This is a genomic window from Kangiella aquimarina DSM 16071 (assembly GCF_000374105.1).
Lineage (GTDB): Bacteria > Pseudomonadota > Gammaproteobacteria > Enterobacterales > Kangiellaceae > Kangiella > Kangiella aquimarina.
This window is the reverse complement of the sequence record NZ_KB893650.1, coordinates 947,094-960,561: the sequence shown is the minus strand read 5'-3', so window position 1 is coordinate 960,561 and position 13,468 is coordinate 947,094. Positions and strand designations below refer to the sequence as shown.

Sequence of the window (13,468 nt, the reverse complement as noted above, 5' to 3'; positions counted from 1 at the left end):
AATCAAATTGGCTGTATGAAGTTTAAACAATTACAATAGGTTACTAAGATTTGGTAGGGTATAAGCAATAACTCAAAAGGAGGATAGCTTATCTATTCCGTCAATATTGAACGAATTGAAAAAGATTTATACGAACTAGCCAACTTTGGTTTTAACCCAAAAGACAAAGGCATCTATCGCCAGGGTTTGACCGATGTGGATATGCAGGCTCGCCGTTGGGTCATGGAGCAGTTCGAAGCCAATGGCCTGAAAACTCACATGGATGGCGTCGGTAATGTCTGTGGCCGGTTAGGCGATCCTGATAAGCCTGCCATTATTATTGCCTCGCACCTCGACTCAGTTCCAGCAGGTGGTATGTTTGATGGGACTTTGGGTGTTATGGCTGGTTTGGAGTGTATTCGCGTACTCAGAGAACATAACATTGAGCCCAAGCATCCGATTGAAATTATCGGCACCAGTGAAGAGGAAGGACGCTTTGGCGGCATGCTCGGTGCCCAGGCTCTAAGTGGTAATCTCAATTTCCAATGGCTGGAATCTGCACGCGATCCCAAAGGTGAATTTCTCAAGGATGCGATGCAACGATGTGGACTGGATATTCATGATGCCCTGCATTGCAGACGGGATCCCGGCAGCATTAAGGCCTTTCTCGAACTGCATATCGAACAGGGTCCAGTTCTGGAAAAACAGCAGAAAACTATTGGCGTGGTCGATGGCATTTCTGGTGTTTTCAAATGGTTGGTTAAACTAAAAGGGAAAGCCGACCATGCCGGTACTGCACCGATGGATATGCGCAGTGATGCTTTTATGGGTGTTGCCGACTTTGCTCACGAGATCAACAGAATCATTGATGAGGAAGGCACTGATAAAACTCGACTAACTATTGGTCGCGTCGATTTAAAACCGGGTTACGCACACACGATTCCCGGTGAAGCACACTTTACTCTGGTCGGTCGTGATATGAGCGAAGAAGTTATGCAGCAGGTTGCTAACAGCTGCGGCAAGGTGCTCTCCTCAATTGCTCGCAAACATAAGTTACGCTTTGAGTACGAGCAAATGAGCTGGTTAGAGCCAAAATATTTCAGTCCAAAGCTAGTAGACCTGATAGAGCAGCAAGCTAAGAAGCTCAATTATAGTTACATAAAAATGCCAAGCGGCGCAGGTCACGATATTCAGTTCTTCACTGATATCACTCCGACCGGACTCATATTCATACCCAGTGTCGGCGGCGTCAGTCACGCACCTGATGAGTGGTCGCACTGGCAGGATGTCGAACAAGGTTCCAACCTGTTGCTGGCAACTTTATTAGATATTGCCCAAGACAAGGTTTCACTTAATCAATAAACTTCCTGCATGATTCTCAGGTAGCCGACTGGCGTTTGCTACTGATCGCTACCTGAGACAGTTCCTTTCCTTTTTATAACCCTAAATGTGACACCCTTATCTGGTCAGTCCAAAATCTGCACATAATATTCACATCCCCAAGCGTAGGTTCGATCTAATAAAAGCAAAACTGCATCCAAAATACTGACATAGACGTAACAGTAATGTTACTCAAACAAGTGGGGTAGACATGTCTGAGCAACACTCCGATGACCAGCTGCAACTTGCCTGGTTGAATGATATATCGATGGGTAGTCGACAAGCCTTTCAAAGTTTGTACGAGAATTCGTCGGGAAAATTACTGGCCATAGCAACCAAGTTGCTAGGGCGTAAGGATTTGGCGGAAGAAGTTTTGCAAGAAGTTTACATCAAAGTTTGGCACAACCCAGAAGTGTATCACTCAGATCGCGGCAGTGTGATGACGTGGCTCATAAGTATCATGCGAAATCAATGCATTGATCAGCTACGTCATTCTCAGGTCAAGAGAAAGCATCAACACAAAATGCCGGAGCCTACCGACATCAATCCTCAGATTGATTTGGACATGAATGCTTCCAATCAAAAGCTTGACGAATGCATGCGACTGTTAAAAGGCGAACAAAGACATACTATCCAATTAGCTTTTCTTTATGGGTATACCCATCAGGAAATTACTCGTCACCTTAGCGCCCCGCTGGGTTCGATCAAAAGCTGGATTAGACGCGGTCTTGAGGCTCTGAAAAGGTGCCTTAAGTCATGAGATATCATAACGAAGAGCTCTCAAACGAATTAGCCAAACATTATGTTATAGGGACTATGAGTCCACTGGCACGTCGTCGCTTTAAGAAGCTGATGGTTAAACATAGCCACCTTCAGCAGGCCGTATGGCATTGGGAGCAGATTTTAAATCCCATGGCTGAAGAGCTGAAGCCAATCACTCCAGATTCACAGGTTTGGCAAAGCATCACTGCAAGACTGGGCTGGAACAGCAAAGGTAAAGTTTCTTCCGGCTCGTGGTGGACAATATCAGGCTGGCTGGCAACAACTGCATGCTTGTTGTTAGTTGCCTATATCTGGATGGCACAACCTGTTACCCCTCCTACTCAACAACCTCAAGCTCTGGCTGTTCTACAAGTCGAACAGAACCAACCGGCATGGGTTGTCCAAAAGACTGGCAATACCTTAACAGTAAGTGTTAGCTCCCTTCCGGATATTCAACCGGATCAGGACTTTGAGTTGTGGATGCTTCCAGCTAACGGTCAGGCACCTATTTCCCTCGGCTTATTACCAGAATCAGGAAATAAGACCTTATCCGTTCCCGCTCAGCTTAAGGATTTAGTCCAGTCAGGGCTTGCGGTCAGTATCGAGCCTGAAAATGGTTCACCTACCGGCGCACCAACCGGTCCGATTATTCTGACTGCACAGTGGATTCAGATTACCGGATAGAAACAAGCGGTTAGATCTAAAAAGTTAATATAATCAATTGGATGTAAATATTTATATTTTTTTTGCATCCAATTGAATCTCTCACTCGTATACGAGTTACATACACAAAAAAGGTAGGTAACTCGTTATGAAAAGACAATTAATAACCAGTGCTGTTTGCTTCACTCTAGCCAGCACACTCATGTATCAATCTACGGAGGCATCCAGCCACCGTGAAGCCCCGAATATCACCCGTTATCCCACTGTTGATTCCACAGACTTTTATCTGTTCAACAGCTATGAAACGGATCGAACTGGATATGTCACCATTCTAGCCAACTATATTCCGTTGCAGGATGCCTACGGTGGGCCAAACTACTTTGCGATGGACCCTGCAGCTGCTTACAACATCCATATCGACAGTGACGGTGATGCGGTTGAAGATCTCACCTATCAATTCAAATTCACCAATAGTCTTGCAGCCAATGGTGAGGGCATAAAGCTCACTATCGGGCCTGACGGTAATCAGAGACAGGTTGCCATCCCCCTAAAAAATGCAGGTGGTATTATTGCTGGTGATAACTCAGCTTTAAACTTTATCGAAAGTTATAGCCTGACTCAGATTGAAGGCCCTGTTCGCTCAGGAACTCGCACAGCACTTAGCAATGACATGGGTAGCTCAACGTTCACTAAACCGTGGGATTATATTGGTAATAAAACCTTCTCTTCTGCTGCTGATTATCAAGCCTATGCCGATCAGTACGTATACAGCGTTTCTTTGCCAAACTGCGCCCAACCAGGCCGCGTGTTTGTCGGACAACGCAAAGACCCCTTCGCAGTTAACCTTGGTGAAAGCTTTGACTTAGTGAACTATGTTCCAGTCGAAGGCGATAGTGCACCTGGTGCCGGTGATGGCGGTGGTTTCCCCGGTGGTATCACTCAGGATGTTGCTAACGATGACTTAAGAGATAAGAATGTCACAACATTGGCTTTAGAATTACCAGCCAGCTGCCTGGTAGGCGATGGGAATGGCGTGATTGGGGCATGGACTACGGCAAGTTTACCGCAAGCACGTATCCAGAACCCAAATGCAACATTTGAAAAACCTGAAGTCAATGGTGGCGCCATGGTTCAAGTGTCACGTCTAAGTGCACCGCTGGTGAATGAAGTTGTGATTGGTCTGCCTGATAAAGATACCTTTTCAACAGCAGCGCCAACTACGGACATTCAGTTCGCAGATTATGTGACGCACCCAAGCTTCCCTGCACTACTTGATTTACTCTTCCGTGATGCAGTTAATGCGACGTTAGGCACAAACTTTGAAACGATTGCGCCAACTAACTTCCCGCGAAATGATCTGGTCGCTGCATTCCTGACTGGATTTGCAGGCGTTAATCAACAGGCAACTGTTACTCCTTCAGAGATGCTTCGTTTGAACACAGCAATTCCAGCAACACCAGCTGCCAACCAGTCACCTCTAGGTGTAATTGGCGATGACTTGGCTGGCTTCCCAAATGGTCGCCGTCCTGGCGATGATGTAGTGGATATTGCTTTACGCGTTGTTATGGGACGCCTGTGTCATGAAATTCCTGTAGGTGGCGCTCCAACTAATCTTGGCTTATGCCAACCTGAAGATGCCAATGTCGGTACAGCACCATTCACTGATGGCGCGCCTTTATCAGCGGCAGATATTGATGAGCAGTTCCCTTACTTGCGTACGCCATTAGCTGGCTCACCAAACTAAGGAGGAACTCATGAATACTGCAAAATATACATCGTCTATACCCTTAATAGGTATATTTATCCTTAGTGTTCTATTGTTGAGCGCCTGTGGTGATGATGGGCCATATTCAGCCTTTGAGCCACCAATGAATACAAAACCCGAAGCTGTCAGCCAAAGTGTCATAACAGAGACTGATACAACGGTAACTGGTCAACTGGAAGGTACTGATGCCGATGGAGATACTTTGACATTTAGTGTTTCAGAGGATGTTATGTACGGCGTCTTAACTGTCAATTCTGATGGTAGTTTTAGTTACACTCCAGATAACGGCTATACAGGTTCAGATCAGTTTAGCTTTGTTGTTAGCGATGGCAGTGCAACATCTGACCCAGCTGTGGTTGATATTACGATCAACGTTAAGCAGGAGCTGTTCAGTTCCTATAGTCGCGCATCATACTCCAAAGCTGCAACGGATGAGCCAACTGGAGTTAATGGCCGTGAGTTCATTTTCGATGTTGATACTACTGATTACTATCAGGACTTAGTCATTGAAGGAGAACAGTAAACAATGAACCACACTGTTCTAAAATTGTTTAGAAATATAGTACTGTCAGGGTGTTATGCCCTGCCAGTACTTTTAACTTCGAACTCAGTTTATGCACAGAACGAAACCTGGGTTCCCATTAATAAAGATGAAGTGGTTCTGGAATATGAAGCGGCATCTACCACTAATTCAAAAAACACAATCAAGACAAATGAGCGTGTAAATCAAACCTGGGACATTGCATATCCCCAGCTAAGAAAACTACTTTCACAATCAAGTCTTCCCGGTCAAAGTCATCTTGAGCAAAAGGCTCAGTTGTTAGCAGATAGCTGGAATAAACAGTTCAAATTAAATGGTCAGAAATTTTCTGAAAATGATCAAGCTGAACTAAAACTGATAAATGCTCTATTGCTACAAAAAAAGCATCGCTTCAAAGAAGCATTGCAAGAATTACAAGCCATTCCAGATAGCAGTCAGCTTTATGCCCAAGCAATATTAATTGAATCACGCATACATCATATACAAGGAAATATTGATCCAGCACGCCAATCATGCAGTGAGTTATTATCACAAGGATTGCCACTCTTTGCTCAACTATGCCTAATTGAAACCGAAGCTTTAGCCGGTCAGCCAGAAAAGTCCTATCAGTTATTAATCAACTTTAGAAATCAGTATGAACGTAGTTCTGGTGGCGTTCTAATTTGGTATCACCAGGTAGCGGGAAACATTGCCAGAATCTTGAAAGATACCGAAAAAGCCGAACAGCACTTTGCATTTAAATTAGATATCGCACCGGTCAGTCAATGGTATCAATGGGCTGATATGGCAATGATAAATGGCAACTTCAATCAAGCCTATAACCGCTTAAAGCAATTTGATTACGGTAACAGCAAACTGGAGGATGGTTTGTTTGTTCGTCTCGCCCGAGCAGAACAACTGATTGGACAAGATACTCATTATCAGGAATTAGCAAAAGAAAAGATCGAACTAAGAATCAAACGAAGCGATAAACTTCATGCAGCTGACATTGCTTATTATTATTTATACGTTTCACCAGATTCTGAGCAAGCACTTTACTGGGCAGAGCAGAACTGGAAAAAAGTAAAAGAACCATCCGACAAAGAGTTGTTGATTAAGGCCCAGTCTATAGAAGTCGCAGGAGGTGCTAATGAATAAAGTTAAAACAAAAAAAAGGTTTTTTCTTGAGCCTTTGTCTTTATTGCTAATTTTAGTGCTGACATCTATCGCCCTTTTTCATTCAACAACGGGTCATGCTCATCAATTTAGCACCGCTCACGCAAAGCTTGAGCCCAATGGTGATAATCAATATCAGGGCTACATTGCAGTATCCCTACTAGATCTTCAGCAGGCGCTATCTATTGATCCTGATAATGATGGAAGACTTAAGTGGCAGGAAGTTATTGATAGCATGCCAGTTATTGACACTTATCTAACCAATCATATTACATTTTGGCAACAACCTGAAAACACAGTTACTGAAAAAAATATATCCTTAGTAGACAAATCTCCTGCAATAGCCTGTCTTGTTGAATGGTCAAACTCGCCGAAACTATCTGAACTGTATGGCGAACGCCTATTACAAATTTCCTTTTTAATAAGCTGCCCCACAACTACAGAAACCATTTCCTATTTATCATTAAAGTATGGTGCATTTTTTGACAGTCTTAACGATCACAAATTACTACTGACCTGGCTCTATAATGATAATGAAAGGTTTTTCATTATTGATAGTAATCAACAAAAAGTAGATTTAAAATTTGTAAGTAGTAGCGTACTAGATACGATTTCATTTTATCTTTACCAGGGTGTTATCCACATCTGGTTGGGGCTTGACCACGTATTGTTTGTGCTTGCACTGATTCTACCATTTGCCTGGTTGCGATTCAGACGCGGTCGATTCTCATCGACACAGAGCTTAGTGCTAAAAGATCTGATTATTCTAATTACCAGCTTCACGCTCGCTCACTCAATAACGCTCACCCTTACCGCGCTGAATCTACTTTCCATTCCTTCACAGTGGGCTGAAATAGGTATCGCAATCTCGGTAGCTTTTACTGCTATTAATATCCTTACTCAGTGGATTAAAAAATTGGGGGTTATCACTTTCCTATTTGGATTACTTCACGGAATGGGTTTTGCGGGTGCGCTCTCTGAGCTAGGGCTTAGTCAGACCTATAAAATCTCAAGCATTCTAGCTTTTAATCTTGGGGTAGAGATTGGTCAGATTGCAATTATCTTTTTACTTTTCCCTATGTTGTCTCGTCTGAGAAAAACTCAAACCTTGCAGTATAGACTGGTTCCCACTCTTGCAGTTCTCATTGCAATAATGGGTGGCTACTGGGTCATAGAACGTATCTAAATTCAATAAAAAAGCAGTAGCCAACGACTACTGCTTTTTAAATGACTAACGGTTTATTGATTCTGTTTGCTGCTTACCAATACAGCAAGAGAACCTATTTGTTAAGCTGCCTGTTCAGATTCCTTCTTATGCTCAAGGACAGTGTCTGACTGTTTGTCTAAACCTGCTTCCGAAGTACCAATCTCGATAGTTCGAGGCTTCATGGCTTCAGGAATTTCCTGTTTCAGGCTTATGGTTAGTAAGCCATTATTCAAATCAGCTGATACGACTTCAATATGATCAGCTAAGTTAAATTTACGTTCAAAGGCACGGTAGGCGATACCTTGATGCAAGAATTTGCGTTCTTCTTCAGTTTTCTCTTTACGGCCACGAACCGTTAGAACACCTTTCTCAACCTGGATGTCCAGTTCATGACGACCGAAACCAGCAACTGCAATGGTCACGGCATATTTGTTCTCTTCTAGAACTTCAATATCATAGGGTGGGTAACCGTTAGAAGATTGTTCGCCTCGTAATGAGCTGTCCAATAAAGACGCCAAACGATCGAAACCAACACTACTACGGTACAATGGACTTAAGTCAATTCTATTCATAATCATATCCTCCAATAGAAGCAATATATTGTTAATGTTTATGAGCTCTAATCTCTCAGAGACTTAGCGCTCACGATCCTATTTGGGGATAGCTTTTTATGATTTCAAGATTCCAGCTAAAAATATTAGACAAAAAAATAGCCACCCTAAGGTGGCTATCAATTTGTTGATGGTTAAAGTTACTCACCAATATGCTCTTCCAGGAAATCTAAAATCTTCTCGAAAGATTCAATTCGGTATTCAACTTTCTGGAAACCATGACCGTCTTCGCGATAGAAAGTATCATACTCTTTACCAGCTTCTTTCAGTTTCTCTTCAAGCAGGTAAGCATTATCTATTGGAACTCGAACATCTTTCTCTCCATGAACAATCAATAAAGCAGCCTTTAATTTATCCACATGATAAACGGGCGAACGTTCCTTTATTACACCTTGTTCAGAACCAAATGAGTAACGCTTGTAGTTCTCACCTGCCTCTTTATTATTTCTAAAACTATCAGCTTTTGCCCACTGCAAATCAATCTCGTAAGGGCCAGCCTCAGGAATTGAACATTTATACAAATCAGGCTCTTTAACCACAGCCTGCATAGAAGCATAGCCGCCATAACTGATACCATGAATACATACACGGTCCTTATCTGCCAGACCTTTTTCTATCGCCCATAAAGTGGCATCGGTAAGATCGTCCTGCATTTTTGCGCCCCACTCACCTGAGCCAGCCTCTTCAAAGTCTTTACCGTATCCACCTGAACCACGATAATTCAATTGCAAAACCAGATAGCCGCGATTGGCTAAGAGTTGTGCTCTCCAATCAAAACCCCATTGATCTGTAGCTCCATAAGGACCACCATGAGGGAATACTACCAAAGGTAATTTTTTTGGAGAGACACCATTTGGGATGGTTAGTTGACCATACATTTTCAGGCCATCTCGAGCAGTCATTATAAATGGCTCAACGGATGCCATTAGCTCGGGCTTAATGTGCGGCATTGAGCTGGCAATATATTTAGCCTTATTGTTTTCACGATTAAATAGGAAAAAATCTCCAGGGTTTTTATCACTGTAAGTTCTAACCATGGCTAACTTATTATCATCACTGTATGCAGTCATAATAATATCTTGCCCTTTAAAGCTCGCTCTTAAGGACTTATGGAAAGCAACTTCCTTCGCTACAGAATCATCGTTTAGATAATAATACTCAGGGTAGCCTGGCTCGTAAGTGACTCCGATTACCTCTCCTTGAGCTCCGTATAATCCCCCCTTGATGTCAACATCAGAATGACGGTGCAGGAATTTAATTTTTCGAGTCTTTAAATCCAGTTCAAACAGCCCTGTAACACCTTCATGTTCAAGATCATGATTGGAAATAAAATAAAATTTATCATTTGTAAGATTAAAACCAATTCCACCAACACTAGGAATACCATCATGTTTTACAGATAAGTTAAGCGTTGTCCAATTACCTTTCAGATCTTTGACATGTAGCGTAGTGACGTCATCTGAAATATTATTTACATCTACGGGGTCATATTCGACAGCTACTCGCGGTTCTTCTTTTAAATCAACATCCACAGAAACGATTCTTGAGTCTGGTCCACCCACCGGTTTTGGCGAGTCAGTGATATAAAATAACTCACCGGTGTAGATATTCATACGATGTAATTTCACACCACCCTCATCCGACCAGTGACTTTTACCGACTAAAACATGCCGTTCATCGCCTTTAAGTCTTGTAATAAATCGAATATTTGAACGTTGGAAATCCCACAATTGATTTCGTTTGGTGCCGTCTATATTTCCAGCAAGTAGCAGCGGCTCCTTTGAAGCACCATCCAACCAACCGGTAATATTTGCTGCAAGCATTACAACGCGCTCATTGTTAGCCCAAGAAAACCACTCAACAGCTCTCTCATCACCAACATCAAAAGACGATAGTATTTTATTATCAGCGATATTCATAACCGCTAACTTTACTTCTGAGCCATCTTCATAGGTAAAGGCAATATGCTCACCATCCGGTGATACTTTTGCACTTTTGAACTGAGATTTTTTAGCGAAATCTTCGATTGGAATAATTTTAGACTGGGCAGCGCCTGTTACAAAAAGCGCTATAGCCAAAGTAATTAATAGATTAAAAAGCTGTTTCATGACGTTCCTCTAGTCATTGTTCGAATTATAAAAACCTGTCTACAATAAAGTGAATCAATGTATTTGTATAGCTTGCTTTTGTATCAAATTAAGCAGGTTTTATCGTTTATTGTTGTAATAGCAGTCGGAAAACCACACGCACTAGCAATCTGAGATATTTCCTTGGGGAGTGATTTTATTCTTTCTTCTCTGCCAGTTTTTTTAATACCAAGCCTACTGCAAAATTACCGAAGGTCGCTGTGATGTGAGTAGCAGATCCCATCCCGACATCACAGGCCATTCTCAAAGCTCTTTCTGAGTCAGGTTTGGCTTGAGTAATGCCACCATCTGGTAATGGATAAGAAAGCTGTTCAGTCGAGTAAACACAGGGGACTTGATATTTGCGTTTCGGATTGCTGGAAAAGCCATAGTCATAGCGCAAAATGGAGCGTGTTTTAGCCAGCAAAGGGTCATTGTGGGTTCTGGTCAAATCGGCGATGGTAATCTGAGTCGGGTCAATTTGTCCGCCAGCACCGCCGACACAAACGATACGGATTTTGTTACGTTTACAGAATCGAATCAACGCGGCCTTGCTACGTGCGCTATCAATGGCATCGACTACATAATCATGATCTGTGGAAATATAGTCTCTGACATTTTCGGGCTTCAGTAAGTCTTCAATGATAGTAACCTGACAATCCGGATTAATCTGCTGGATTCGCTCCTTTAATACCTCCGCCTTACCTTGACCAATGGTGTTTTCCAGCGCAACCAACTGGCGGTTTATGTTGGACTCGCTAACTTCGTCAGGATCAATCATGGTGATTTTGCCAATCCCGGAACGCACTAATGACTCAACAATCCAGGAGCCGACCCCACCAACGCCAATGACACAGACATGAGATTTCTGAAAATTGTCCAATGCTTTCTGCCCGTAGAGTCGGGCAATTCCGCCAAATCGAATATTCACAAGAAGGTTTGCTTTAAGAAAGATGTCACGATTATAGCAAGTGTTACGTCGATTAGTTAACACACTGAAAGCCTTAACAGTGGGCTTTCTGCAATAAAATGCTTAGAATAGTCGCAACTAACAACCATAGGTTTGAGGGTAAACTATGAAATTAAATAAAATATTAATGGCAACCGCACTTTTAACGACCACAGGCATAGCTTCTGCTGATGTTGTGGGCGTTTATGCTGGTGCACAAAAGTGGAACTATGATATTGACGGTTACGTCAGAACTGGTTCTGAAAATATCGACTTTAACGATGACTTAGGTTACGACGATAGTGACGACAATAGCTACTTTGTGGCTTTAGAGCATCCGATTCCAGTTCTACCAAATATCAAAATCCAGCAAACTAATCTTGAAGGGCAAGGTCGAGGTACTGCCAGTCAGAATTATACTTTTGGTTCCGTTCCATTTTTAGCTGGCACACCAACTGTTTCTAACTATGACTTCAGCAACACTGACTACACACTTTATTACGAAATCCTTGATAACTGGGTAAACCTTGATTTAGGTATTACTGGCAAGCAATTTGATGGTTTTGTAGATGTTGGCGTAGAAGTGACCACTGGCGGTCCAATAGTTTCAAGAGTTGACTTCAAAGGCACTGTTCCAATGCTTTACGGTAAAGCACAGTTTGACTTACCTTTAACTGGCTTTAATGTAGGCAGCACCATGAACATTGGTCAAACTACAGATGACAAAATCAATGACTATACTTTGTATTTTGGATATGAAGGTGAAACAGGCTTTGGTTTTGAAGTAGGTTACCGAAACTTTACCGTTGAGTTTGATGACTTTGATGAATTATCTACAGATTTCACTTTCGATGGTTATTACGCCAGCTTGAATTTCCATTTCTAGTATCAGTCATCTCATACATTAACAATTGAGATAGTAGGGGCGATTCATGAATCGCCCTTATTTTTTATATCTACGGTCCCCCGCATTAACTTCTCTCGATACATCAACGCCATCACCAAAATTACAGCTGGAATCCCTAAGAAAGCAGTGTAAATAAAGAAAAGCTCATAACCCCAGCGATCGATATCAGCGCCACTAAATCCACCAAGAATCTTACCAACTAAAGTCATTAGTGACGTATAAAGAGCATATTGAGTAGCGGTAAACTCTTTATTCACTAATGTTGCAAAATAGGCCATCAGAACACCTTGGGCGAACCCTCCGGCCAAGTTGTCGGCACTGATTACAGCAATCAGCAACTCGTTACTTTTTGGCAGAGTAGCCATGTGGGCAAACAGCAAGTTTGTCATCATGACCAGTAATGCGCCGGCGTAAAGACACCTCAATATACTGACCCGATTAACGGCGATCCCGCCAATAAAAGCTCCTACAATGGTCATAATTAAACCATAAACTTTCGAAATCTCAGCGATTTCAGTTTTACTAAAGCCCATATCGTCATAGAACACGTTAGTCATAACACCCATGACTAGGTCGCTTACTCGGAATGCCATAATAAATGCAATTATCACTAATCCCCACCATCTGAAACGGATAATAAAATCGACAAAAGGGGAAATAATGGCTCGGATGATATGCTGAGAAACGCTGCTATTCTGAATAAAGTCTTTCAATCGTGTACTGGTTGCGGGAACGGCATTCAACAAACGATTGGTTACTCGATGGTCGAGCTCTGAGTGGCCGACGGCCTTTTCGACATGTGGTGGTTCCGGCGACAATAACCAGCCAATTAGCCCCACACTCATGCACAGCGCCATAATTTTATAGCTTACTTCCCAGTTGCCACCAATTTCTGCGTCAGCAAGAATCAATGCGCCAGCCCCGGCAGCTATCATGGCCAAACGGTAACCCATAATATACATCGCTGACGCTGCACCCTGCTTCTTATCATCCACACTCTCAACCCGGAACGCATCAATCACGATATCCTGAGTCGCTGACAGAAATGCAGTTACAATGGCAAAACACAGAATCATGGCGGTATTGACTGCTGCATCAGTTATCGCTATTGCCGACAAGCAGACTGTAATACCGACCTGTGCCACAAACAGCCAGCTACGTCGTTTGCCAAACAATTTATCCAAAAAGGGAATTTTTAAATTATCAACTAATGGAGCCCATAGCACTTTGATGGAATACGCCAGTCCAATCCATGATGCATAGCCAATATCACTACGCGTGATACCGGCATCTTTTAAAAGTAATGAGAAGGTTCCCATAACCAATAAGAAAGGTAATCCAGCCGAGAAACCGAGCAGTAACATGCGTATAACTTCCGGATGGAAGTAAACGAAGCCTTTCACATAAGATTGAAGTTTTATTG

At 42.6% G+C, this 13,468-nt stretch carries 12 protein-coding genes; 8 read left to right on the top strand and 4 right to left on the bottom strand.

What is annotated here, in order from left to right; genetic code table 11:
• Nucleotides 1–90 precede the first annotated feature (90 nt).
• The 7 genes from B158_RS0104665 to B158_RS0104635 all read left to right on the top strand — a co-directional run bounded on the left by B158_RS0104665 (nt 91) and on the right by B158_RS0104635 (nt 7,431).
• A complete protein-coding gene (locus B158_RS0104665; RefSeq protein ID WP_026309243.1) occupies nt 91–1,341 on the top strand; it encodes a Zn-dependent hydrolase in 1,251 nt (416 codons plus the stop codon).
• Between the two features lie 229 nt (nt 1,342–1,570).
• Entirely contained in the window at nt 1,571–2,119 is a 549-nt protein-coding gene (locus B158_RS0104660) for an RNA polymerase sigma factor (protein WP_018624199.1), read from the top strand.
• Nucleotides 2,116–2,805, top strand: coding sequence for an anti-sigma factor (locus B158_RS0104655; RefSeq protein ID WP_018624198.1), 690 nt, complete (start codon nt 2,116–2,118; stop codon nt 2,803–2,805). Before B158_RS0104660 ends, B158_RS0104655 begins: the two co-directional genes overlap by 4 nt.
• A gap of 181 nt (nt 2,806–2,986) precedes the next feature.
• Nucleotides 2,987–4,528: a DUF4331 domain-containing protein gene (locus tag B158_RS0104650; protein WP_018624197.1), complete on the top strand. Its 1,542-nt coding sequence runs from the start codon at nt 2,987–2,989 to the stop codon at nt 4,526–4,528.
• A gap of 10 nt (nt 4,529–4,538) precedes the next feature.
• Nucleotides 4,539–5,072, top strand: coding sequence for an Ig-like domain-containing protein (locus B158_RS0104645; RefSeq protein ID WP_018624196.1), 534 nt, complete (start codon nt 4,539–4,541; stop codon nt 5,070–5,072).
• Nucleotides 5,073–5,075: 3 nt separating this feature from the next.
• Nucleotides 5,076–6,227, top strand: coding sequence for a tetratricopeptide repeat protein (locus tag B158_RS0104640; protein ID WP_018624195.1), 1,152 nt, complete (start codon nt 5,076–5,078; stop codon nt 6,225–6,227).
• A complete protein-coding gene (locus B158_RS0104635) occupies nt 6,220–7,431 on the top strand; it encodes a HupE/UreJ family protein (protein WP_018624194.1) in 1,212 nt (403 codons plus the stop codon). The genes B158_RS0104640 and B158_RS0104635 overlap by 8 nt, the downstream gene beginning before the upstream one ends.
• 101 nt (nt 7,432–7,532) lie before the next feature.
• Here the strand turns inward: B158_RS0104635 and B158_RS0104630 are convergent, their stop codons facing one another.
• From B158_RS0104630 to tcdA, 3 genes are all read right to left on the bottom strand, one after another.
• A complete protein-coding gene (locus B158_RS0104630) occupies nt 7,533–8,024 on the bottom strand; it encodes an Hsp20 family protein (RefSeq protein ID WP_018624193.1) in 492 nt (163 codons plus the stop codon).
• A 179-nt stretch (nt 8,025–8,203) separates the two neighbouring features.
• On the bottom strand, nt 8,204–10,171 hold the full coding sequence (locus tag B158_RS0104625; RefSeq protein WP_018624192.1) for an alpha/beta hydrolase family protein: 1,968 nt from the start codon (nt 10,169–10,171) through the stop codon (nt 8,204–8,206).
• A 175-nt stretch (nt 10,172–10,346) separates the two neighbouring features.
• Entirely contained in the window at nt 10,347–11,183 is an 837-nt protein-coding gene (gene tcdA / locus B158_RS0104620; protein WP_018624191.1) for a tRNA cyclic N6-threonylcarbamoyladenosine(37) synthase TcdA, read from the bottom strand.
• An 82-nt stretch (nt 11,184–11,265) separates the two neighbouring features.
• Between tcdA and B158_RS0104615 the strand changes: the two genes are divergently transcribed.
• Nucleotides 11,266–12,024 carry a TIGR04219 family outer membrane beta-barrel protein gene (locus B158_RS0104615; protein ID WP_018624190.1) on the top strand — a complete coding sequence of 253 codons (759 nt, stop codon included), beginning with the start codon at nt 11,266–11,268 and terminating at the stop codon, nt 12,022–12,024.
• Nucleotides 12,025–12,068: 44 nt separating this feature from the next.
• Here the strand turns inward: B158_RS0104615 and B158_RS12875 are convergent, their stop codons facing one another.
• A complete protein-coding gene (locus B158_RS12875) occupies nt 12,069–13,448 on the bottom strand; it encodes an AmpG family muropeptide MFS transporter (RefSeq protein WP_407635759.1) in 1,380 nt (459 codons plus the stop codon).
• Between the last annotated feature and the right edge of the window lie 20 nt (nt 13,449–13,468).